Genomic DNA, 22,538 nt, shown 5'->3' on the forward strand with positions numbered 1-22,538 from the left:
AATGAAGCATCAAACGATTTTAACCGAACCCTTCGGGCAGCCTTTGTGGTTCATTTCTACTGCGTTATCGGCTTCTCATGTAGGCTAGCTACACATCAAAGCCTCTGCCTTGTATAAATCTTCCACAAAGTGCTGCAAAAGTCAGCTCGAAAGGTCAACAGACCCTAATAAACTCATCAACAGAGCTAGAGCTAAATGAAAGCGGCTCTCTGTACTGTTTAATATAGCATTATCACTAAATAGTCATGGAAGCTCGGCGTTACTCTAGCACCTTAAGCGTAAGATAACTGCTACCTAATTGTAAGAACACTGCAATATCTCACTCGAATACTGAAACAAATCATGGTTTAAGGGATAAACATGAAAGTTACAGTATTTGGAATTGGTTACGTTGGGCTAGTGCAAGCCGCGGTATTGAGTGAGGCGGGACATCAGGTGTGTTGTGTGGACATCAATCACGACAAAATTGAGCAGCTAAAACAAGGCCAAATTCCGATATACGAGCCAGGGTTGCAGAAGCTAGTGAGTGATAACTACCAGGCCGGACATTTGCAGTTTACCACCGATGCCAAAGTGGGCGTCGAATTTGGTGATATTCAATTTGTAGCGGTGGGCACTCCCCCAGACGAAGATGGTTCGGCTGACCTCAAGTACGTGCTAAATGTGGTAGAGAGAATTGCGACCTACAGTAATAAAAACACCGTGGTTGTTAATAAGTCGACTGTACCAGTAGGAACCGCAGCTAAAGCTAGCCAAAAAATTACTGAAGTACTTGAGCAGCGCAATCAAAAACACCTGTACATTCCCGTACTATCGAATCCAGAATTTCTAAAAGAAGGGACTGCCGTTTCAGATTGCATGAGGCCAGATCGAATCGTGATTGGCATCCAGCCCGATGAGAAAGAGTATGTAGAGTTGAAATCAATGATGCGAGAACTCTATGAACCGTTTAATCGTAACCATGAAAAGATACTTTTCATGGATGTGCGATCGGCTGAACTTACCAAATATGCGGCAAACTGCATGCTCGCAACCAAAATCAGCTTCATGAATGAAGTGGCCAACATTGCTGAGTTGGTCGGAGCAAACATCGAGCAAGTTAGGCGCGGGATAGGCAGTGATGAGCGCATTGGCTATCACTTTATCTATCCTGGGTGTGGCTATGGTGGCTCATGTTTTCCCAAAGACGTACAGGCACTGATTCGAACCTCCGAACAGCATGGCTACGATACACAAGTGCTTCGTGCGGTAGAGAACGTGAATTTCAATCAAAAAAGACGTTTGTTCGAAAAATTGTGTGACCTATTTAATGGGCGAGAAAACTTAAATGGAAAAACGTTTGCATTATGGGGGCTTTCTTTTAAACCGAAAACGGATGATATGAGAGAGGCGCCAAGTCGTGTATTGATGGAGTCACTTTGGGAGGCGGGCGCAAGTATTCAAGCTTACGATCCTAAAGCTATGGAAGAGGCTCAGCGGATATACGGCGTGAAAGGAAAGAAACTTTCTCTTATGGGGACCAAAGAATCAGCCCTTTGTGGCGCCGACGCTCTCATCATCTGTACTGAATGGCAAAACTTTAAAGCGCCCGATTTCAATCTGATCGAACGTGAATTAAACCAGCCGATAATCGTCGACGGTCGAAACCTATTTGACCCCGAGCGCATGAAACAGAAGGGCTTTATCTATCGGTCGATAGGCCGAGAAGAAGCGACGAATGTCGCCGCTTCCTAGCAGTCTTGAGTTATTTAGAGCGATTGATTTGATAGACGGAAAACACCACTAGCGCCATTCCTATCAAGTGGAACCAAGTAAACGCTTCACCAAGTATGGTCACGGCGGCTACTGCAGTAATTGAGGGCCCGATGTTGCTTGATAAACTAAGCTCTGTCGGGCTGATTCGTGCCATGGCCGCTGCTATCAAATACGAAGGAATAACAGTACAGAACAAACCAAGTAGCGCACCAATGGCGATCAGTTCAATACTCCACGAAGCGATATCTGCATTGGAAAAAGCCAAGTGGATTAGAATAGCTACTCCAGCGCTACCCATGCCAATACTGGTAAACAACGGACTACCTAGCTTGGCGATTAAAGGCTTGCTCCATACCAAGTAGAACGCGAAAGCAATGGCCGATAGAATCGCTAATCCACTGCCGTATAAGACATCTTCACCAAGGCTCGTTAAATCGTGAGCTACAACAAACGCAATGCCGACATAACCGATGATCGTTGCCGACACGACTTTCCGATTTGGCTTTTGTTTGTATAGCACCCAACTGATAAGTACCACAAAGGTAGGGAACAGAAAGATTAGCAATCGTTCCAACTGTGCAGAGATGTACTCTAGCGCCACGATGTCGAGGTATGTCGCGAAGAAGTAACCTAATATACCCACTGCGACTGCTAGCAATCCATGCTGCCGGACATTCTGGCGGTTTTCGCTTGAGCGACACATGTGCACCAGAATATACAAGTAAAAAGGCAGAGAGGTTAGAGCTCTTAACGCCATAATAGACGTAACATCACCACCATATTGATAGGCAACTTTTACCAATACGGGTTTGATGGAAAACAATAAAGTACCGGCCAGAGCCAGTAAAACGCCAATACGATAGGCGCTGGATTTTGATTGAGAAGGGTTTTCTATACTGGGGTTTTCATTCATCGTTTCGCATCCTTAGAAAGAGTGAGCTACGAAGTGATGAAGATTGAAACATTGCTGGCTACATCACTCGTAGCCAGGCACAGGGTCACCTACCGGACTACAGGCATAGTTAGGAGGAGCCAGAGGTAAGTAACAGTGAAGTTCATATCATTTCCTTGTGGTGAATTTTTAACCTACGCGAAAATATCAGCCCATGCAAGAGGTTAAAGTGATCCTTTGGATTTAGATGGCTCAATTTCTAAGGTAGATATAAGTGGCATTGAGCCGTCGATATGTCTTTCTTACTTAGCGACCGTTTCGATTCGTAACTCTAGCTTAGACAGCGTTTGACGGTAGAGCATCCAAGCAGTAAAGCCTGCGAGTATATTTCCGATTAACGAACCAATAAACAGCCCATTGATGCCCCCTAGTTGAGCACCAATCCATAGACAAGGAAGGAAAAACGCGAAAAGTCGCAATGCTGAGATAGTCAGTGCGGTGTAAGCCTTACCGAGGGCATTAGAAACCGAAACCATCAACATACAAATGCCTAGTGGGCCTAAGCTAATAGGGACAATCAGTAAATGCCAATGCAAAATCGTTTCTACGGATTCTTCGCTCGTCATTAACGAGGCTAAAGGTGAAGCTGCCACGAACGTAATTAGCGCGACGACCAGTTGGAAACCCAGAATGAATCGACAAGCAATGCTGACCAATTGACGAATGTCTGCGTAGTTTTTTGCTCCAAGTAGCCTGCCAACCATGGGTGGCATAGACATAGTGAGTGCCAGTACGGACACAATTGCAAAAAACTCGAAGCGGGAGCCTAGCGCCCATGCCGCGACTGCTGCAGTCCCAAACCCTGCTAAAAGTTTGGTCGCCAGCATAGATGAAATAGGGGGGAGTAGCTGACTAATCATTGCTGGGCCCATGATGTTGCCAATTTCTTTTAAGCTTTTGGCAATATTCAAGTCACTCCAGTCAAACGACATCCAGTGTTTTTTGAGGATTTTGGGTGCTACAACTAAAGAGCCGATAGAGAAGGCAAGTATGGTTGCAACTGTCGCACCCTCAATGCCCATATCAAAATAAAAGATGAAGATAGGATCGAAAATTAGGTTGAGTAGGCTAGTAACCATCATCATAGTGCCAGGAAGCATGGTGTTACCGTTAGCTCGACATACGCTGTAGAAGAAGTACAGCAAAGCCCCGCCCCATGCACTGATTAGCCAGACAACCCAGTAGCTGTCGATAATCGGGTAAACACTCTCTGGGGCGCTGAGCAGTTGAAGAATGGGCACTCGAATGAGGTACAGCAGGACGGAGAATGCAGCAATACCCACACAGCCAATAAACACGACCAACCCACCAAGCTGCTTAGCATAGCGAACTTGCTGAGCGCCCAGCGCTCTAGAAATAATTGCAGTCGTTGCAATACCGAGACCGACTTGCAGACCGATAATGATCATTTGTAGGGGCAGGGTGAAACCTTGAGCCGCGAGAGGAAGCACGCCAAGTTGACCTATGAATGCACTATCGACGAGCTGAAAGCTCATTAGAGATAAAACGCCAAACAGCATCGGCCATGTCATGGTAAAGAGTTGACGGCCTAAAGAAGGAACTTCATGGTGTGTATCAGACTTGTGTGTATTTGGCATAGGTAGCTTCATTGCTGATGATGAAAAAAAACAGCTAAGGAATTATCCTTAGCTGCTCAAGTATAGTAGGCCTTTATTGTAGACCATCGTTCTTACGCTGCAAACTCTTGTTCGAGGTACGCGACGATGTCTGAAGATTCGTACATCCACTCGACTTGGCCGTCTTTCTCGATTCGCAAGCACGGTACTTTTACTCGGCCGCCGCCTGCTTCAAGCTCGCTGCGGTGAGTCGTGTCGTTTTTCGCATCTCTAAGCTCAATCTTCACTGATTGACGCTTCATTGAGCGGCGTACCTTTACACAAAAGGGACATGCTTCAAATTGGTATAGCGCCATAGTGGCAGCCTTTTGGTCAACGTCCTTTTGAGCTTCTTGTGAACGTTTAACCCCTTTAGGCGAAAACACAAAATTTAGTAGCAAAATAATGCGGCCTAAAAACCAGCGGACAAACTTCATAATCATCCTTTAATAAGTAATTTAACAATTTAACCGCCGCATTGTATCAGCGATGTTAACAGGACTAAACCTTGTAAAAAGTAGGTGTAATTTAAGCTCTATTAAAGTGAAATTTTATGTTCTTTGGTGACAGTGATCCCTAGGCGCTTGGCAAGGCGCGTGAGGTTAGCGCGGTCGGTTTTCAATAGTCGCCCGGCTTTCGCCCAATTAAAATCCGCATTGGTTAGAGCATGTGTGATCAACTGACGCTGATAGTCTTCGGTTGCTTGCCTTAATCCTTGAGAAAGGTCGAGCGTCGCTTCTGGTTGTGAAGCCGGAACTTGAGCTGATGACTCTAACGGAGCGTTATCGAGCAGGCCAATATCATCTACCGATACGGTAATGACAGAACGGTTGTGAATACGTGCACGCGCTTTCAATGCCGCACGGTTAATTACATGCTCTAGCTCCCGAACGTTACCCGGCCAGTTGTAACGGGTGACATGAACTAATGCTTCGCGGCCAAGCTTTAGTTGAACGATACCTAGCTTTCTTCTCGCCACTTCTAAGAAATAGCCAGACAGCAGCGCAATGTCACCTTCACGGTCACGCAGTGGTGGAACGGAAACCGGGTAGACGCTGAGGCGATGATACAAGTCAGCTCGGAATCGTCCTTCGGCGACTTCGTGTTTCAAGTCACGGTTAGTCGCTGCTAAAACACGCACATTAATTGTTTCGACCTTATCTTGCCCGACAGGTTGAATCTCGTTGTTTTGCAGTGCGCGAAGGATCTTACTCTGTGCGGCAAGTGGGAGTTCACCTATCTCATCCAAGAACAGTGTACCGCCATCGGCTAGGGCAAATTTACCTAAACGGTTCTTATCTGCACCGGTGAATGCGCCTTTGATGTGACCGAACAGCTCACTCTCGACTAAGTTTTCTGGGATAGCTGCACAGTTCACGTAAACAAGCGGTTGCTTCTTACGTGAAGACTTGTGGTGCAGAGTACGAGCAACCAGTTCTTTACCCACACCAGTTTCACCGTGAATTAGAATGTTGAAATCCGATGGAGCAACGACGTCGATATCCGCTTTCATCAATGTCATTGCTGGGCTGGAGCCGATAATTTCACCGCCATCTCTTTCCCATGCTTCTTCATTTAGCTCTTCAAGGCGTTGCTGGCTTTGTTTCGCTTGTTGTTCGAGCTGTGAAAAGGTCAGAGCCATTTTCAGCGTCGATGCTGCAATCGCAGACAGCACATCGAGGTTACGGTGGGGAATAGAGTCAAAAACTTGCGGTGTTAGGCTATCTAACGTGAGTATGCCAAGCAGGGTGTCACCAAATATGAGTGGTAAGCCCATGCAAGCATGCATTGGCAGGTCGCCATCGTGATCGAGTAGCAACCCATCGAATGGATCAGGCAAATCGCTATCGGCATCAAAAATCACTGGGGTTTTAGAGTCACAGATCTGTGAAAACCTAGGATGCTCTTGAATGATGAAGCGCCTTCCTAATGTGTCTCGGGTTAACCCTTGCATCGCGAGAGGCGTTAACGTATCACCTTGCTTAGACATCAATGCCACACAGTCACATTGGATGGTTTTTCTTATCGCATCGAGAAGTTTATGAAAGCGATCTTGGTCGTTAAGACCACTGGCGAGCCCGATGGTCATTTCAACTAGAGTAGAAGCAGAGATGTCTTGCATGCTATTTCCAAGGAAAAGGGATAATTGGATAGTATAGTGTCAAAGTGACTCAAAATGAAGGAGTCATTACGACACGAAATGTGCCTTAAACTTGTTTAAAATCAAGGAAACACGATGTTTTCTATGTTGGCACGCAATCTGCTCTATAGGAATTGAATAAGAGCAAGCCTTAGCTTGCCTATGAGCCAGTCTATTGCCAAATAAATCCTGATGGGGAGAGTTTATACATGCTCAACAATCAACATATTGAAGTCGTAAAAAGTACTATTCCACTATTAGAAAGCGCAGGTCCCGCGTTAACTAAGCATTTCTATCAACGTATGTTCAGCCACAATCCAGAGCTGAAAGATATCTTCAATATGACTCACCAGCACACCGGTCGACAGGGTGTCGCACTATTTGAAGCTATTGCAGCTTATGCAAAGCACATTGAAAATCTAGCAGCACTTACCAGCGCCGTAGAACGTATTGCTCATAAACATACCAGTTTCAACATTCAACCAGAACACTACCAAATTGTAGGCTTGCACCTGATTGAAACACTTCGCGAGCTAGCGGGAGAAGCTTTTACTCCAGAAGTAGAAGAGGCATGGACCGCAGCTTACTTGTTCCTAGCTCAAGTCTTTATTGATCGTGAGGGCGAACTTTACCTGCAAAGAAAGCAAGCAATTGGTGGCTGGGAAAACAGCCGCGAGTTTGTGGTTTCTGAGAAGAAACAAGAATCTGAGTTGGTATGTAGCTTTGTACTTACGCCTAAAGATGGCGGAAACGTTCTTAGCTACCAAGCTGGCCAGTACATTGGTATTGAAGTGAAGCCATCAAAAGCTGAATACAATGAGATTCGCCAGTACTCTTTATCGCAAAAATCAAACGGTCAGAACTACCGTATCTCAGTAAAACGAGAAGGTTATGGCAGCGATTACGAAGGCATTGTGTCGAATCACTTGCATGACAATGTTCAAGAAGGTGATACGGTTCAGCTTTACGCACCGGCCGGTGATTTTTACTACACAGAAAAGCATCAGCCAGTTGTGCTGATTTCAGCGGGCGTCGGCGCAACACCAATGCAAGCGATGCTGCAAACACTGTCTGAATCGAAAAAGTCAGACGTGACTTACCTTCATGCTTGCAACAGCAAGCTACAGCACTCATTCATCGATGAGACAAGTACTCTTGTTGCGGGTAACGATTGGAAACAGCACACTTGGTACTTAGAGGGGGATGCGGATCATCAGGGGCAAATGGAACTGTCGAAAGTTAACGAACAGTTACCATTGACAGAAGGCGACTTCTATATCTGTGGTCCAGTCGGTTTCATGGATGCTATTGTTAAGCAGCTTGATTCGTTAAACGTAAGCCGAGATCGCATTCACTACGAGGTATTTGGTCCTCACGAGAATCTATAACTCGTCCTTTAATGAAAAACAGAGAAGCATCGCTTCTCTGTTTTTGTATTGCTCAACCGATTGAGTACTAACCTCTAGTCCCGACCGTTTATCCAATCCGAAAGTTTTTGCCAAAAAGATGGCTTACTCGGTTCACCGAATACGGCTTTGCCTGCATAAAAGCTTTCCATGTACGCTACTCGTGTCGCTTGTACATCGGTAGCAGGTGTGAAGTACAGCCTGTTAAGCAATTCGGCGGTGTTCTGGGCGTGATCATTAGCCAAGCTGTAATCCATATTCATACAACCCTGAACGTACAACCAAGCATGGGTGATAATATCAAGCTGGATACAGTCGGGTAGCCCAAACTTATTGCTGTGTTCTTCACCTACCGATTGGGTAATCGCTTCACGCATAGCCACCACGGAGTCTGCGTGTTGGCTGAGTTTGGCGGTGATTTCAATATGGCTTTTGGTCAACAAACCTAACAAGTGGTGGTTTGTGCTGCTCTCTGGTTTCGCTTTGAGTACATGCTGAAACAGCGCATCATGCTCAACGCACCATTGCTGCCACTCTTGATTGCGTTCAGCTAGGCGTCCCACGGTCGGCAGGCCTAATTGCTCGCAGTACTTGGCAAGTGTACCAACCATATCACCTAACTGTTCAACCGCTTCAGCATCGAATCGAACCACATCAGCTTTGTACTGACCAATCTTGCCTTGGTTTTGAGACCACCAAACGTTCGACTTGGTATTGAAACTGTACACTTTTACTTGCTTAGCAAGGCGAGACGATTTCTTGATGCGCTCGGGATCCGGCTCACCCACATCAATCCATAATTGGATTTGATCATCGAGAGATTTTAACCAGATATCCGGTTCTTCAATGGTCGATAAACCTTTCGTAAACTGGAGTGACTCTTGTGCATTAAGGCAGAAGGCAAGAATACGAGCCATCATGCGTTGGTTGTTCTCTGAAGGGTGCTGAGCAATGGTCAGATTCAGTGAATCGTAGTAGTCACGATTCATGTCCGTTAATGCGATGCGGAACTTAAAAATGGTGGGTTTTAATGCCATGGAAACTTCTTATGATTTTGACAAAAAAATAGCCAGCGTTTGCTGGCTATTTTTTAGAAACTGTAAGTACAAATTATAGTACTTTGATGCTCTCAGCTTGAGGGCCTTTTTGACCTTGAGATACTACGAACTCAACTTTTTGGCCTTCAACTAGAGTACGGAAACCGTCACCAGTGATTGCAGAGAAGTGTGCGAATACGTCTGGGCCGTTTTCTTGTTGAATGAAACCGAAACCTTTAGTTTCGTTGAACCATTTTACTGTACCAGTAACTGTGTTAGACATAATAAATATCCTAGTTAATTTGTTGTGCCGAATTCGGCGCGGATAGCGTGGAAAAGTAGATTGCTATTGCGTACGGACACAACGTGGAAGTTACGAGTAATTCAACGAAATGTATTGTATACATAGAACTGCTTTCTTGCTGAAGATGAGTGTAGAGTAATTCGCTCCTAAGTCAACGAATACTCGACTCAAACCTCGGAACTTTCTACATTTTCAGTCAGTTTTATGCGCAAGGTTTCATTTTTACCGTCTGCTAACAGAGATTAATATTAATGAAACAGATTGCACTTAGGCGAAATGGGGTTGATCCGCCTGATATTTCACATATTATTGGGCTCGGAATCACATCATCAACGAAAATGAGGCAATGATGAATTACAAAAAGCACGCCCCGATAGAAGAGGGGGCCAGCCCGGTATCGAGTGAGCTAGAACTCGGTCGAGGGCAGATAAAAGACAACGCGTTAAAGGCGCTGGTTACCAGCAAAGTATTCAAAAGTAGAGTTGAGAAAGCGAAGAAAGGAAAAGGGAGTTACAGTAGAAAAGAGAAACATAGAGGCAAAGAGCCCTATTCAAAAGCCGCATAGCTATCACTTAGCAGATTGCACGCGACTTTCGAATAGGGCTTTTCTTTTATCTTTCTATCTTCGGCGAGTAGATTGAATAGGCGGTGATTTGCCCTGCCACGATGGCGGAAAACATAAACAACGCCGAAAGGCCGATACTCGGGATTGGTAAAATAGACTGCTCAAACACCGACTGACTTGCACTCACCAGCACTCGGCTACCAGGAACAAGAATGATGATGCCTTGCAGGATGTAGATGGCACCGGTGAGCTCCATTTTCTTCGCCACCCAAGTGCCATATAACGTAATCAATACCGTGGTGATCCAAGTACCGACGATCCAGCCACTTTCAAAGCCTAGATAAAACGGGCCCCACATACCCAACACCGCAACCGGCAGCCCCAATAAAATATCGGTCGGGCGCGCGTTAAAGATGATACCGATAGAAATAGACAGCAAAAATAGGCCGAAAATATGCAGCCAAGTCGGTACGGCATTCATATAGGTGGTATCGGGCGCTGCGCCCCAAAATGCTTCACCTATATTGAGGCCAATCACAATCCCTACAAACAGCTTAATCAAGGTTAAAGCACTTTGCCCTAGTAAGCTGGTACCGGAAACCAGATCATTAAAGGCCAGACATTCCAGCGAGTTTGCTATCGAAAGGCCGGGCACAAACAAAATGATGGCTGCAATACAGAGTGTCCAAACCGGAACTGGCAACCCCGTGCTGGCGATGAATGCGACCAAGATGCCTGTTACTAGTGCAGAAAGAAATTCCACAGCAATACTTCTACGCGCTTTGCACACCAATTGACACAACCACACCATAAAGCCTAATAGCGCGGCAAACGCGACGGCTTCTAGCGTGCTGCCAACTAGCATTAAGTACGCTGGTGGAATTCCCATATTTGCCAGCGCAACCACCCATTTGGGGTAACCCACAGGTTCGGGTACCGGCTCGCTGCTTGGTTGATTGATGCGAATAATAGTGTTCGCCAACAAACTTAGGTTGATAGAAGCAGGTTTGAGACGTTTCATTACAACGGCATTGTTGTCGTCTGGGAACTGGTAGTTGATGGTGGTCGGTGTGGCTTGAATCATCACATCGACACCGTGTTTTTGCGCGTAGTACTGAGTGTATTTTTCGACTTTATATGGAGCACATCCACTTCGGTGAAGGGTGTCTCCGATCTCCACGATTTTATTGATTCTGTATTGTGAAGGCATGGTGTTAGCAGCGTGAATTTGAAAGTGGCGTAAAGGTATCAGAGCACTATCAAATTAAACAGAAGAACATGTTGGTAAAGTGCTAGTGCTCACGCAATCGATTTAATCTGTTTAAAGCATGCTCACCCCCACTCGAAAAACGAGGTCAACCCTTTTAGAAGTTGTGATCCAAATGTATCAGATAATTCCTACGACGAATGAATTGGCTCACATTTTCACCAAAATCATAAAATATTTTTCAGGTTAATAGTTTGTTACAAAAGTTTGTGTTTTGACATATATAACTCAGAAGTACTCCGGCTGGCCTAAATGTATTCGATTTCAATTGTTAACCTTTATGTTACATAGTTTCCCTGAGTAGGATATGAACAAAAATTGTTTAATTTTTGAGCTTGAAATTATGCCAAAAATAGCGAAAATAAGTGGAAAATGAGTTTGCAAAAATGAAAGGAAGCTTTTCTTAGTTTAAAGCGAGGCATACAAATGAAATTATTTCTAATTTTTATGGCATCTATCTCGGCTGGCGTAGCATCAGGTGAGCACCTCCATTCTTTCATGCTAGGCCTTTCTATTTCAGCATTAGCAGTGGGCAGCTGTTACTGGTTTGCGTTCCGTAGCACTCGTTTCCCTCAGTTAGCAGTATTCCTACTATTGTGTGGCATGCTGTCTAAACTAACCGTAACGGTAGTAGGCGTGATGTGGGGCGTATCGGCAGATCTAATGACATCGCCACTCACATTTGCACTCTCTTACTTGTTCTTCTCGATTGCGCTGACGTATCTATGGTTCAGCTATAAAGATGCAATCACAGCGAGACCAAAGTGGTTAGCTGCTAAGTAATTCCAAGAGGCCAGTATCAAATACTGGCCTTTTTTGTATCCATTCCTCATTCGAATATCTCTTCTCAAATACTTTTTAACGCCAATAATGTAACGAATTTCGAATTATCGTAAAGGTTGGTAAAGTCCTGATTTACAAGTGGCATATTTGGCTATACTCACTACACATCTATTTATTTGGCTTTGTTATGAGAAAAATGGCTATTCGTTTCTTTAGTTCTGTACTTGTTAGTTCTCTTATTGCTCCTCTTGCTTTGGCCGCGCCAACTATCGTTCCAGATCCACCGGTTCTAGGTGCTAAAGGTTATATCCTTATCGACTACAACACGGGGCAAGTGTTGGTTGAAAAAAACGCTCATCAAAAGCTTAATCCAGCCAGCTTAACTAAGTTAATGACCGCTTATGTCGCAGGGCAGGAAATCCGTAGCGGTAATATCTCGATCGACGATCAAGTGGTCATCAGTGAAAACGCTTGGGCTAAGAAATTCCCAGATTCTTCAAAGATGTTTATCGAAGTGGGCACCAGCGTTAGCATGAGCGACCTGTACCGAGGGCTCATTGTACAGTCGGGCAACGACGCCAGTGTGGCGATTGCCGAGCACGTAGCAGGCTCTCAAGACTCATTCGTGGCATTGATGAACTCATGGGCACAAAGACTAGGGCTAGAAAATACAGCTTTTACTAACCCACATGGTTTGGATAGTGATGGTCTTTATTCAACGCCTTACGATATCGCCAAACTAGGCCAAGCCATCATCCGTGATTTACCTGATATCTACCCGCTGTATAGCGAGCGTTCATTCAAATACAACGGCATTACACAGTACAACCGTAATGGCTTATTGCGCGACCGCAGCATGAATGTTGATGGCATGAAAACAGGCTTCACCAGTGGAGCTGGTTACAGCTTAGCAAGCTCTGCAACCAACGGTGACATGCGTTTAATCTCGGTAGTAATGGGCTCTTACAGCACTAAGAGTCGCGAGAGCGAAAGCAAACAGCTACTAAGTTATGGCTTTAGATTCTTCGATACCGTGTCACCAAATGAGGCGAATGAAGAAATCGCGACTCCACGCGTATGGATGGGTAAAGAGGACCAAGTGTCAGTGGGTTTAGCGGAAGACATTTTCATTACGTTGCCGAAAGGGCAAATCCGCAATCTTAGTGCAAACATCGAAGTACCTGCAGAGTTAACAGCACCTATCTCTCAAAATGAAGTGATCGGTACGGTTGTCTACTCACTAGATGGAAAAACCGTGGCTGAAGCCGAACTGGTTGCACTGGAAGACGTTGAAGAAGGTAGCTTATTTAAAAAGGCGCTGGATTGGTTTAAGCGCTTAATTGCGAGCTTCTTTTAAGGTCACCACGCCCCCTAGTAACAAGAATTGAATCAAGGCCGCTCAACTGAGCGGCTTTTTTGATTTATCGACACGACAAAAAAGCTGAGTTGCGAGTGAGTTGGCTTAGGTCTAAAACGCCTGTTTTTGATCTAGGTAGATAACCATGCAACAAATGATTCAGGCTTTATCCAAGGACGGTTACTACATTTGGGATGATTTCCTCACCGCACAGCAGGTCGCAGAGTTACGCGATTGCATTCCAGAAAACTGGAAGAAAGCGCGTATAGGGCGAAGCGATGAAGCCGTGCGCGAAGCCACTCGTCGTAGCGATAAAATACAGTGGCTAAGCCCGACGATGGGGGAGCCAGTACAAACCTTTCTCAGTAAGATGGAAGCGATCCGTTTGGAAGCCAACAGGCATTTCTTTCTCGGCTTGTTCGAGTATGAAGCGCACTTTGCCAAATACGAGCAAGGCGATTTCTACGAGAAACACTTAGATTGCTTTCAAGGCAATGAGAACCGACGCTTAACCACCGTTTTTTATATGAATGAAAGCTGGCAACAAGAAGACGCCGGTGAGCTAGTGGTTTACGATCTCGATGACAACCAAATTGCGCGTATTCCTCCTAAGTCAGGCCGCTTATTCGTCTTCTTTTCTGAGCAGTTCCCGCATGAGGTTTTACCGACCAACGCTGAGCGCTTCAGCATTGCAGGCTGGTTCCGCATTAATGGCGTGAAAGATAACCTATTGGACATCGCCAACTGAGTGAGTCGCTTGGGCGAAAATGAAAGGGGCGGCCGCACAGGTCGGCCCTAATGCAGTGTTTATGTTCAGGCATAAACAGACACACTTTCTTACCTCGATAGCTTTCTTGTAACTCCTGATAATTGAGATTTCTCTCATCGATTAGTGGGGGAAACCTTGAAGTAAAATTCACCTAAGACTGACAAGGAAGGTCAGGATCTTGCCAAAATTTACCACAATCCAATTATATAAAAGAGTAATAGCAGTGGAATTCAATCAGCAGGATCGCGATGCATTATACGACATATGGATGTCTCAAAAAGCGAAGATGCGTTTAACGCAAATGGAAGTCGCCAAGCGACTAGGGTTAACCCAGCTCGACTTCTCTAACCTCCTACGTGGCGACGCCGCCCTTTCAATGACGTTTATCAGCCAGTTTTGCCGTCAGCTTCATGTAGATCCAAAATTGGTCATCCCATCACTCAAGCAAGATGCTCAGGACGTACCTAAAGTGGTGTACCTTGAAAGCCGTATGAGTGTCGATGGCGATATCCAACGTGCGTACATTGAAGGTAACCAAGTCGTTGTAGAGTACGCTCATACTGTTTCCCACTAGCCTTACAATGAGCCAGAGCTGAAGAATGACGCGCAGCTTTGGCTTATCATTTTCCTCGCCCCATTTCTTCTACCCATCGCGCTTCAGTGATAACCTAGCGACCAAACGTAATGATGGACGCTGAAATGCTCGAAAAAGAAAACCTAATAAAGCTGGCAAGAATGCAGATGCCATTTGGCAAATACGCAGGTCGCGTATTGATCGATTTACCTGAAGAGTATTTGTTGTGGTTCGATAAGAAAGGGTTCCCAAGCGGCGAACTCGGTGACTTACTGAAACTCTGCCTTGCTCTAAAAATCGAAGGGCTTGATAGTGTGGTTAAGCCGTTAAAGCGCATGTAAGCTGCCATAAAAACCTATCCCATTATTAGTAAAAAGACTCACTATGAATTTTGATATCAATGCACTCAAGCACCACCAATTAGTTGAAGATGGTCAGTTAGAGGGCTATTACATTCATCAGCCTGCACAAGGTAGTCAGCAAGATGACAAAGCGGTTTTGGCAGAACGCCAAGAGCTGGAAAAGATGGGCTTTAAGGTCGTACAGGTTAAAGCGAAAGGCGGGACAACAACGTTTGCCGAGGCGATGCAAAAGTTTGCGAAGAAGACGGGTCACCAGCCTAAAGACTAACAGAATAGATAAATACTCAACCACGCCTGCCAATCAGGCAGACAAGCTGTGGACTTAGCTCTTCTTCGTTACTCTGCCTTTCAAAAGTACGGTATCGGTGATTGCACCGACTGAACCTGCTAAAAGACAGCAGGTTCAAGCTTTTATGTTATGGCGTTAACTTCTGAGCCACTCGACAGCGTTTGTTTTATTATCAAAGTACTCGACTTCCGCTTTGGTCGCGAATGAGGCAAGTGTTGCTGCAACATCTAACCAAGCTTGATGGCCAAATAACGCAATTTTGCTGACATCATTGCGGTGTTTGATGCTCAGTTTTACATCCTCAATAAACGCATCGTATTCCCAACCATCAAAATCTGATGTATCTAACATAAGGCTAACTCGGCGTTGTTGGTTTTCTTGCGCGTTTTTGTCGATAAAGTTAGCCACTTGCTTAATGACTTCTTTGTTAAGTTTTCCACTTGGTTTTAGCATCATTATTGACTTATCTTCCGATGCTTCAAATTGAACTGAAACGTTTGAAAATTGAGTATTGTTCATTGGTGTCTCTCTAAAAGTGTTTGAATTTCTGTCAACGAATTAATCGTCACCAAATCATGCTATCCGCTGTCCAAATACAACGCATAATACGTCGATAACTCTTTAATAAGCTTTCTGTAAAAAGGGATTATTTGTTGCTAATGTGCTTAAAATACTCTTGATGATTTATTGATGAGCTTTATTTAAGTTTTTGAATTTTAGGCTTTTATATTTTGTTTATCTGATCTTGAGTAAATCATTATTAAAATGAGTTCCCCAAAAAATAGTATTCGCATCGCTCAACACACAGCGACACGATTAAAAACTATATATTGGAGGATTAATGTCTACTTCAGCAGCGGCGATGTCACTACAAAGCAGCGAGAGTTTGTCTCACTACATGAAGTTTGTGAATTCGCACTCGATATTGAAGGAATGGGAAGAAAAGGATATTGCAGAAAACCTGTACTACAACAACGATGAATCTATGGTGGCCAAGCTTGTGCTTCCACACCTTAGATATGTCGTCTTTATAGCAAGAGGGTTTGCCGGTTATGGACTACCTCTTACAGATATGATTCAGTGCGGGAATATTGGCTTGCTTAAAGCCGTGAGAAAATTTGACCCGACACTAGGCTACCGCCTAGTAACATTCGCAGTTCACTGGATTAAATCTGAAATTACCGACTATATTCTGAAAAATTGGAGTATCGTAAAAATAGCAACGACAAAAGCCCAGAAAAAGCTCTTTTTTAACTTAAAAAAATACAAGCGTAGTCAGGGGTGGATGGGGGATTCTGAAGCGGCCGATCTCGCCGAAAAACTCGATGTTAGTAAACGTGATGTTATCTCGATGGACGGTAGGCTATCGGCGCGAGATTCTTATATTAATACTCAGTCTTCAGAAAACGATGAATATTGCCCATCTCTGGTTAGTGTTGTTCCAGAACCGCAAACGAATATTGCACTAGAATATGAACAACAAGATTGGGAGCAACATTTAAACAGTGAGCTTATGGCTGGTTTGAGTAAGCTTAACTCAAGAAGTAAGGATATTATTTTCCACCGCTGGCTGGCTGAAGAAAAGCTGACGCTTACCGAACTTGCTCACAAACATGGCATCTCAGCCGAAAGGGTAAGGCAACTGGAAGCAATGGCTCTTGATAAATTAAAGAACATTTTGAAGCACATTCACCCGTAGATTTGTAGTACAAACCGCCTAATTAGGCGGTTTTTTGTTGATGTTTTGGAGGGATAAATCCCTCCTGTCTAACCACGGTTAGAAGGCGTAGGTCACACCAATTGCCGCACCAATATCCAGTTTCAAATCGTCACTAAACTCAATTTCCGGGTGGATTTGACCGTACAATTTCCAGTCTTCAGCAAAATTTAGGTTCATGCCCAATGGAATTCGAGCGCCAAAATCACTATCCCAATCAAAATACGCACCGCCGCCGACATACCAGTTTAATGGTGTGCTTGAGTCGAATTGCCCCTTAGCGAAGGTATAATCTAAAGCGATACCATCGTTACCTGCTGCAATCTTAACTTTCTGATTGTAATCAAAAACCACACTCAGCCCGCGATCGAATGCCATACCGACTGCAATCTGATCTTCAGTGTTTGCGTATGAGACGACAGGAGTAATTAGTAACAGAGCCAAGGCTGCTTTTTTCATGTTGAATATCCTCATTTCATTTATTGACAACAGAGAGGTAGGGGCGGGCAAATATCCATTTCAAGAAAATTTTCGAAATTTCTAAATTTTTTTGCTTTGTTGTCTAAATCAGAAAAAGAGGGAGATGAACCGTTGTGAAAGCGTTATTCAGTGTTTTTCTACGGACATAAAAAATCCGATATTAGTTTCCTAATATCGGATTTTGAAGCCGTTTGAGTTGTTTTACTTAGAACAGCGTAGCGTTACTTTTCTAGACCAAGAGGTAAAATTTCAAATTTACCGTCGAATTTATCTAGAGCACTTGCCAATTTCTTAATGTTTGAAGCTTCACCTTTGATACCAGCTTGACCATCTTTTACTAATTGGTCGATAGTTGCTTTACCAAGTAGTACTTTAGTTAAGTCTGTCTTATTGATGATTAGCTGAGTATCAAGTTCAGGCATATCGTCTTCTAAACCTAAATCCGTTACAGGAATGCTAGACATTGCTGCGTTAGAAACTTCAATGTAGTGTGTTTCTTTTAGGTCTGGGTGAACGATAGTCATGTTGAAGTCTAAGCCTAGCTCTTCTGCTTTAGGACCGTTTAATTGAACACCAACTAAATCTAGGAAATTCGCTGTTGGCGTGTTTGCAATTACGTCTGCAGAAGCAGTCTTAGTACCTGAGCCGATCTTACCTGTACGAAGCTCTACCGCACCTTGTAAGTAAGAGTTACGCCATGCCATTGTTTCTGATTGATAGCCTTGTTGTTCAAAAGTATCAGCCAGTTTCTCACGATAAGCGACGTTTGTTGGGTCACATGTTACTAGGTTATTGAATAGCTCAGCAGCTTCTTGGTACTGACCATTATCAAAGAACTCATTACCCGCTTCTAGCAGCTTATCTTCACCTGCTACTTCAACATACATACAAGCGCGATCTGTTGATTGTAAAGGGTTAGTGTTAATTGGGTTGAGATCATGATAGCCAAGGTACAAGTTCATGATTGCACGAGCGTTGTGTGAGTACGAACCGTGATAACCGTTAGTGTGCCAAGTTTGTTGCTGTACTTCAGGAACAATTTTCTCGATTTCACGACCAACATCGTGGATCTTCACACCGTGGTTCGCTAGACGCATTGTGTTGTTGTGCAACCAACCGTAATTATCACGCTGTAACCCCATGTATTCTGAAATGGCTTCTTTACCCCAAACAGGAGCTGAGTGAGCAGCATGAATATCATCAACTAAACCAGAATCAACAAAGCGCATTTTTAATTCAGTTAGGTACTTAGTCCAAGCTGCAGTATCACGTACTTTAGCACCACGGAATGTGTAAATGTTGTGTTGGCCGTCGTAAGTAAGTTCAGCGGTGTTCAGAGAACGATACTTAGGAATGTAAGTAACGATTTCTACTGGAGCTTCTGCACCTGGCATGTTGATAAACTGCATTTCAAGGCCGTCAATTACGTGCTTCTCTTCGCGATCAACAATGAACTTTGTTGGTGGAACAAACGTTACGTTACCTTTAGCAAGGCCCATACCTAGGGCATTATCTACAATACCCGTTTCGTTTGTTGGTAGGTCTGAACCGTATTGGTATGAAGCACGACGACCCATTGCTGGACCTGCTAATACGTTTTCATCAGCGAATGCACGCATGTAGCCATCAGGTGCAATGATAGGAGAGCCTTCTACCCAATCACCAGATTCAATGATACCGCGAGAGCCACCAAAGTGGTCTGGGTGAGTATGAGAGTAGATCATACCAACGATGTTATGTTTACCGTTGATTTTTGGTAAGTGTTCTTTTGCGAAAGCCCATGCTGCTGAAGCGGCTTCTGCTTTTAGAAGTGGGTCATGAATGATGTAACCACTGGTTGCCTTATAAATGGTAATGTTAGAAAGGTCAGCTCCACGAAGTTGATAAACCCCTTCGTTCACTTGATACAAGCCTCCAGACGCATAGTTCATTTGAGCTTGGCGCCAAATAGAAGGGTTTACAGTGTCGGGACGATCAGCACGCATATCTTCAACATCAAGGTGTGCCATGCTATTACGTAGACGACCAGCGTCATGATCGTCAAACGCAGCAATAAGCCCACGCTCAGAGCGTTCGAATGCTGAAACATCTTCCCATGGTAGGGTTTTATCCAAAGACTTGTTAGCTGCGGTAGTATGCTCAGTCGCCGCTTTACCCATATATGTGTCTAGTGAACCATAATCACTTTCTGCGATTACGCCACATGAAATAGCAGAGACTGTTAGAGCTAAAATAGTTTTTTTCATGATGATACCTTCTACTCGTTGCCATCCTTGGAAAAACTAACGCTGCTTACTTGCATCGTGTTGATGGGATGACTTTAACAAGTTAGATATCATCAATTAACCGATTTTTCATATACCAGATATTAATTCTGGTGATATCATGTGGCGCAGGGACTATAAAGTAAATCTCGCAGGGTTTAATATTCACAATGTAGGAACAGATTCAATGGCTTTAAATGGCTATACGAGTCGCCTTTTCACTTGCACTATTGCTTCTGTAACTCTTCAAATCCATTAATTCGTTGATGCCATTTCGTTCCGATGGTCAGCGATACCAATAGGCTTGTTAAAGCAATCACGGATCCTGTCAAAAACACCCACTGATACCCAGACATCCAGATTATTCCGAGCAAAAACGGTAGGAACACTGCGGCAATATGGTTGATTGTGAACGACAAACTTGCCGTTGAAGCGACTTCATCTTCCCTGATGGTTTTCTTGAAGTAAGTATTTAAGGCTATTGCAAAGCTAAAAATGATACTGTCGATAATGTATAGCCCAGCGGCTGCATAATGATCATCTACAAATGCGTAAGATAGAAACACCAACACTAGTGCTGCGTACTCAATGATCAAAGCTCGCCGCTCTCCAATGCGATCGATAAAGCGCCCAACATAAGGCAGAGCAACCGTGGTCGCTAAGCTAGATATCATAAATAAAGCAGCCATCATGGGGATCGTGTAGCTAAACTTAGTGACCATCAGCAAACCAGCGAATGCGACAAAGATCTGTCTTCTTGCTCCGCTCAAAAACGTCAGAATGTAGTATGTCGTGTACTCGCGGCGCACAATCAGTTTGGTGTGTTGCTTAACCTCTGTGTGAGTATCTCTAAAGGTAATCAAATAGACTGCCAGCGAGAAACAGATTGCGCCACAGGTAAAGAATATGGCTTTATCAGAAACCTCGAAAAGATAGCTCGCGACCATTATGCCTAGAAAAGTCACCATCGAGAAAAATGAGGCCGCAGAACGAATCTTCCCCATTGATTCACTGAAATCTTCAGTCGCTAGCAATTGTGTCGAAAGTGATTTGTTTACTGCTTCTAGGTAATGGAAACCAATCGACATAATTGTGGTGCTGAAATAGAAACCATAAATCGAAGGTAGGTATCCCGTTACCGCAACGCCTAGTCCTAATGTTGCAACCGACAATACCGCAACTCTCTGCTCTGAGGCGATGAACAACAAAAACAATACGGTGAATGAGAGTAAACCAGGGATTTCCCTAACACTCTGCAAGATACCCACATCAGCACCCGTCATGCCGACTGTATCGACGGCAAAGTTATTCATAACAACGCGCCACCCCGTATTTGCTATCACCGACGCGATGGCGATAATCACCAACATGGCGAATGAACTCCGCGATGTTAAAGCTCGAATCCAGTGCATCATTTAAGCTGCCGATTCAAATGCGGCATTTGAACGTACCAATCTTGGAGGTTGGTCAGAGATATTTTGCTTCTTAAGCTTTAGTGACAAAGCTGTGCGTAGTTTTCCGTTCATGTTCAGATCCTCATGAAATAAAATTGTACTCAGTGCTTGGTTACGATATGCAACTCAAATCAAGAACACGAAGATAATACACGTGGTTAATATTTTGTTACGCGATCGTTTTTGGAATGTTATTTCTTGAGGTTGGTGAGTATTCAGGACGATTTTCATTGCGCGAATTTCTCATCCGAAATACTTATGTTTTGTTCGTGGTGTTATATGGGAAGCGAGCTAGTGGGCTTCACTATTGGGAAATTGAGAGGGTTGTTTAAGCGTTGCCGTGGGCTACAAATACGAAAGGTCGAAATAGCACCGTGAAGCTTCTGGTAAGGTGAGGGGGCCGATATGCTTTGCTTACAATCAGATGAGTTGGCCCGCCGATACACTAGTCTTTTTGTTGTTTAACGAATTGGCCCGGCGTCATACCAAATTGGTTTTTGAATGCACGAGTAAAGTGGGACTGATCATTGAAGCCAAGCTCGTGCGCTGTTAAGGCGATATTCGCGGAGCTAGATGAAAGTGCCTCCTGTGCCTGCTCTAAACGCTTGCTCATTAAGTACTGATAAGGTGTTACACCAATGAACTTTTTAAATTCCCTCAGAAAGTAAAACTTACTGCAACCGAGTAAATCCGCTAAATCATCTACCGCGATGTTGCGTCCAATATTGCTTTCGATGTAATGGTCAATTTTGTCGACTTGATGTTGGTCGAATTTGGATGCAGCCTGTTGGTTGTTCTTAAGATCAAAATAGTTGGAGTAGTTCTGAATGTAGTGGGTTGCCAGCAACGAGATCAAGTTGTTGAGGTAGGTTTTGCCATTGCGCCCTTTGGCTTTTGCTTCCAGCATAAACAGTTCAATGATGCCTTTGACGGCTTCATCTAACACGTTGTAATTGTTCAAAAACTGCAGCTCAATTCCTTCTATATTCAACGGGCAACGTGAGAAAAACTCCTGCTCTTCAATTGCCAATATCACGAAGTAACAAGGTTCTGCCACGTCATGGGTAAACGGGGTTCTAGGCGGGTTAATCCAAATGTTACCCGGGCTGGTTTTCAAATCGGCGAATGTACCATCATTTTCGACGCTCCAATTCAAATCTTTCTCTAGCGCCAAAGCGAAGTAGAAGTAAGGGGTAAACACATTTTTCGGATAGAAATATGGAGACGTCCCTTTTTCTACTAGTATGCCCACCCAGTCCAATCCATGGTTAGAAAACTCTATATCCAACACATCGCCGCAGTTTGATAGGGCGTTAGATTCAAAGTCATAAAACTTAATCTCAGACTTCATTTTCAATCCTTTGTTTTCTTGCACTTACTAGCTGAAATTAGCTGAGTTTTGCACACTTCGTCAACTCTCAGATAGAGGCGCAATAAAGTACAAAAA

The 22,538-nt window shown here is 44.1% G+C and carries 21 protein-coding genes and 1 pseudogene; 10 read left to right on the plus strand and 12 right to left on the minus strand.

Annotation, left to right across the window (positions count from 1 at the left end):
• Positions 1-360 precede the first annotated feature (360 nt).
• The gene (locus tag ACXABW_RS23235; RefSeq protein WP_457525837.1) at positions 361-1,734 is read left to right on the plus strand and encodes a UDP-glucose dehydrogenase family protein; all 1,374 of its coding nucleotides are present in this window, start codon (positions 361-363) and stop codon (positions 1,732-1,734) included.
• A gap of 10 nt (positions 1,735-1,744) precedes the next feature.
• Here ACXABW_RS23235 and ACXABW_RS23240 read toward each other — a convergent pair whose 3' ends face one another.
• From ACXABW_RS23240 to norR, 4 genes are all read right to left on the minus strand, one after another.
• Complete coding sequence (locus ACXABW_RS23240) at positions 1,745-2,668, minus strand: DMT family transporter (protein WP_457525839.1); 924 nt, start codon at positions 2,666-2,668, stop codon at positions 1,745-1,747.
• 281 nt (positions 2,669-2,949) lie between these two features.
• A complete protein-coding gene (locus tag ACXABW_RS23245) occupies positions 2,950-4,305 on the minus strand; it encodes an MATE family efflux transporter (RefSeq protein ID WP_457525841.1) in 1,356 nt (451 codons plus the stop codon).
• A 92-nt stretch (positions 4,306-4,397) separates the two neighbouring features.
• Positions 4,398-4,760, minus strand: coding sequence for a glutaredoxin family protein (locus tag ACXABW_RS23250; protein WP_265687523.1), 363 nt, complete (start codon positions 4,758-4,760; stop codon positions 4,398-4,400).
• 101 nt (positions 4,761-4,861) lie between these two features.
• Positions 4,862-6,445 carry a nitric oxide reductase transcriptional regulator NorR gene (gene norR / locus ACXABW_RS23255; RefSeq protein WP_457525844.1) on the minus strand — a complete coding sequence of 528 codons (1,584 nt, stop codon included), beginning with the start codon at positions 6,443-6,445 and terminating at the stop codon, positions 4,862-4,864.
• Between the two features lie 227 nt (positions 6,446-6,672).
• Here norR and hmpA point away from each other — a divergent pair, with 227 nt between their 5' ends.
• Positions 6,673-7,851, plus strand: a complete 1,179-nt coding sequence (gene hmpA / locus ACXABW_RS23260; protein WP_457525846.1) for an NO-inducible flavohemoprotein — start codon at positions 6,673-6,675, stop codon at positions 7,849-7,851.
• A gap of 626 nt (positions 7,852-8,477) precedes the next feature.
• On the opposite strand, the pseudogene ACXABW_RS23265 reads toward hmpA, so the two are convergent.
• A pseudogene (locus ACXABW_RS23265) lies at positions 8,478-8,906 on the minus strand (YaeQ family protein); the annotation flags it as partial.
• A 73-nt stretch (positions 8,907-8,979) separates the two neighbouring features.
• Positions 8,980-9,189 carry a cold-shock protein gene (locus ACXABW_RS23270; RefSeq protein ID WP_047047292.1) on the minus strand — a complete coding sequence of 70 codons (210 nt, stop codon included), beginning with the start codon at positions 9,187-9,189 and terminating at the stop codon, positions 8,980-8,982.
• A gap of 370 nt (positions 9,190-9,559) precedes the next feature.
• On the opposite strand from ACXABW_RS23270, the gene ACXABW_RS23275 reads away from it, so the two are divergent.
• Positions 9,560-9,775, plus strand: coding sequence for an alternative ribosome-rescue factor A (locus ACXABW_RS23275; protein ID WP_457527194.1), 216 nt, complete (start codon positions 9,560-9,562; stop codon positions 9,773-9,775).
• Between the two features lie 46 nt (positions 9,776-9,821).
• Here the strand turns inward: ACXABW_RS23275 and ACXABW_RS23280 are convergent, their stop codons facing one another.
• Positions 9,822-10,985 carry a threonine/serine exporter family protein gene (locus ACXABW_RS23280; protein WP_457525848.1) on the minus strand — a complete coding sequence of 388 codons (1,164 nt, stop codon included), beginning with the start codon at positions 10,983-10,985 and terminating at the stop codon, positions 9,822-9,824.
• A 483-nt stretch (positions 10,986-11,468) separates the two neighbouring features.
• Between ACXABW_RS23280 and ACXABW_RS23285 the strand changes: the two genes are divergently transcribed.
• From ACXABW_RS23285 to ACXABW_RS23310, 6 genes are all read left to right on the plus strand, one after another.
• Positions 11,469-11,825 (plus strand): NADH:ubiquinone oxidoreductase, encoded by a 357-nt coding sequence (locus ACXABW_RS23285; RefSeq protein ID WP_252033525.1) that lies wholly within the window; start codon positions 11,469-11,471, stop codon positions 11,823-11,825.
• A gap of 196 nt (positions 11,826-12,021) precedes the next feature.
• Positions 12,022-13,182 carry a serine hydrolase gene (locus ACXABW_RS23290; protein ID WP_457525850.1) on the plus strand — a complete coding sequence of 387 codons (1,161 nt, stop codon included), beginning with the start codon at positions 12,022-12,024 and terminating at the stop codon, positions 13,180-13,182.
• A 145-nt stretch (positions 13,183-13,327) separates the two neighbouring features.
• Positions 13,328-13,930 (plus strand): 2OG-Fe(II) oxygenase, encoded by a 603-nt coding sequence (locus tag ACXABW_RS23295; RefSeq protein ID WP_457525852.1) that lies wholly within the window; start codon positions 13,328-13,330, stop codon positions 13,928-13,930.
• Positions 13,931-14,174: 244 nt separating this feature from the next.
• Positions 14,175-14,525, plus strand: a complete 351-nt coding sequence (locus ACXABW_RS23300; protein WP_252033528.1) for a helix-turn-helix domain-containing protein — start codon at positions 14,175-14,177, stop codon at positions 14,523-14,525.
• A 125-nt stretch (positions 14,526-14,650) separates the two neighbouring features.
• Positions 14,651-14,866 carry a DUF3820 family protein gene (locus tag ACXABW_RS23305; RefSeq protein WP_049844907.1) on the plus strand — a complete coding sequence of 72 codons (216 nt, stop codon included), beginning with the start codon at positions 14,651-14,653 and terminating at the stop codon, positions 14,864-14,866.
• A gap of 43 nt (positions 14,867-14,909) precedes the next feature.
• Positions 14,910-15,155 carry a hypothetical protein gene (locus ACXABW_RS23310; protein ID WP_457525855.1) on the plus strand — a complete coding sequence of 82 codons (246 nt, stop codon included), beginning with the start codon at positions 14,910-14,912 and terminating at the stop codon, positions 15,153-15,155.
• Between the two features lie 156 nt (positions 15,156-15,311).
• Here ACXABW_RS23310 and ACXABW_RS23315 read toward each other — a convergent pair whose 3' ends face one another.
• On the minus strand, positions 15,312-15,695 hold the full coding sequence (locus ACXABW_RS23315) for an STAS/SEC14 domain-containing protein (protein WP_457525858.1): 384 nt from the start codon (positions 15,693-15,695) through the stop codon (positions 15,312-15,314).
• A gap of 322 nt (positions 15,696-16,017) precedes the next feature.
• On the opposite strand from ACXABW_RS23315, the gene rpoH reads away from it, so the two are divergent.
• The gene (gene rpoH / locus ACXABW_RS23320; protein ID WP_457525860.1) at positions 16,018-16,875 is read left to right on the plus strand and encodes an RNA polymerase sigma factor RpoH; all 858 of its coding nucleotides are present in this window, start codon (positions 16,018-16,020) and stop codon (positions 16,873-16,875) included.
• Positions 16,876-16,953: 78 nt separating this feature from the next.
• On the opposite strand, the gene ACXABW_RS23325 is transcribed toward rpoH, so the two are convergent.
• The 4 genes from ACXABW_RS23325 to ACXABW_RS23340 form a co-directional block, all read right to left on the minus strand.
• On the minus strand, positions 16,954-17,352 hold the full coding sequence (locus ACXABW_RS23325; protein ID WP_457525862.1) for a hypothetical protein: 399 nt from the start codon (positions 17,350-17,352) through the stop codon (positions 16,954-16,956).
• A gap of 242 nt (positions 17,353-17,594) precedes the next feature.
• Positions 17,595-19,619: an alkyl/aryl-sulfatase gene (locus tag ACXABW_RS23330; protein WP_457525864.1), complete on the minus strand. Its 2,025-nt coding sequence runs from the start codon at positions 19,617-19,619 to the stop codon at positions 17,595-17,597.
• Positions 19,620-19,864: 245 nt separating this feature from the next.
• The gene (locus tag ACXABW_RS23335; RefSeq protein WP_457527196.1) at positions 19,865-21,007 is read right to left on the minus strand and encodes an MFS transporter; all 1,143 of its coding nucleotides are present in this window, start codon (positions 21,005-21,007) and stop codon (positions 19,865-19,867) included.
• Positions 21,008-21,536: 529 nt separating this feature from the next.
• Positions 21,537-22,442, minus strand: coding sequence for a helix-turn-helix transcriptional regulator (locus ACXABW_RS23340; RefSeq protein ID WP_457525866.1), 906 nt, complete (start codon positions 22,440-22,442; stop codon positions 21,537-21,539).
• Between the last annotated feature and the right edge of the window lie 96 nt (positions 22,443-22,538).

The sequence above is a fragment of the Vibrio paucivorans genome, from assembly GCF_054053395.1.

Coding starts and splice junctions, on each gene's coding strand:
- hmpA (WP_457525846.1), top strand. CDS start 6,673: ATGCTCAACAATCAACATATTGAAGTCGTAAAAAGTACTATTCCACTA.
- ACXABW_RS23290 (WP_457525850.1), top strand. CDS start 12,022: ATGGCTATTCGTTTCTTTAGTTCTGTACTTGTTAGTTCTCTTATTGCT.
- ACXABW_RS23275 (WP_457527194.1), top strand. CDS start 9,560: ATGAATTACAAAAAGCACGCCCCGATAGAAGAGGGGGCCAGCCCGGTA.
- ACXABW_RS23340 (WP_457525866.1), bottom strand. CDS start 22,442: ATGAAGTCTGAGATTAAGTTTTATGACTTTGAATCTAACGCCCTATCA.
- ACXABW_RS23330 (WP_457525864.1), bottom strand. CDS start 19,619: ATGAAAAAAACTATTTTAGCTCTAACAGTCTCTGCTATTTCATGTGGC.
- ACXABW_RS23235 (WP_457525837.1), top strand. CDS start 361: ATGAAAGTTACAGTATTTGGAATTGGTTACGTTGGGCTAGTGCAAGCC.
- ACXABW_RS23315 (WP_457525858.1), bottom strand. CDS start 15,695: ATGAACAATACTCAATTTTCAAACGTTTCAGTTCAATTTGAAGCATCG.
- ACXABW_RS23310 (WP_457525855.1), top strand. CDS start 14,910: ATGAATTTTGATATCAATGCACTCAAGCACCACCAATTAGTTGAAGAT.
- ACXABW_RS23280 (WP_457525848.1), bottom strand. CDS start 10,985: ATGCCTTCACAATACAGAATCAATAAAATCGTGGAGATCGGAGACACC.
- rpoH (WP_457525860.1), top strand. CDS start 16,018: ATGTCTACTTCAGCAGCGGCGATGTCACTACAAAGCAGCGAGAGTTTG.
- ACXABW_RS23305 (WP_049844907.1), top strand. CDS start 14,651: ATGCTCGAAAAAGAAAACCTAATAAAGCTGGCAAGAATGCAGATGCCA.
- ACXABW_RS23250 (WP_265687523.1), bottom strand. CDS start 4,760: ATGAAGTTTGTCCGCTGGTTTTTAGGCCGCATTATTTTGCTACTAAAT.
- ACXABW_RS23240 (WP_457525839.1), bottom strand. CDS start 2,668: ATGAATGAAAACCCCAGTATAGAAAACCCTTCTCAATCAAAATCCAGC.
- norR (WP_457525844.1), bottom strand. CDS start 6,445: ATGCAAGACATCTCTGCTTCTACTCTAGTTGAAATGACCATCGGGCTC.
- ACXABW_RS23285 (WP_252033525.1), top strand. CDS start 11,469: ATGAAATTATTTCTAATTTTTATGGCATCTATCTCGGCTGGCGTAGCA.
- ACXABW_RS23295 (WP_457525852.1), top strand. CDS start 13,328: ATGCAACAAATGATTCAGGCTTTATCCAAGGACGGTTACTACATTTGG.
- ACXABW_RS23270 (WP_047047292.1), bottom strand. CDS start 9,189: ATGTCTAACACAGTTACTGGTACAGTAAAATGGTTCAACGAAACTAAA.
- ACXABW_RS23335 (WP_457527196.1), bottom strand. CDS start 21,007: ATGTTGGTGATTATCGCCATCGCGTCGGTGATAGCAAATACGGGGTGG.
- ACXABW_RS23245 (WP_457525841.1), bottom strand. CDS start 4,305: ATGCCAAATACACACAAGTCTGATACACACCATGAAGTTCCTTCTTTA.
- ACXABW_RS23325 (WP_457525862.1), bottom strand. CDS start 17,352: ATGAAAAAAGCAGCCTTGGCTCTGTTACTAATTACTCCTGTCGTCTCA.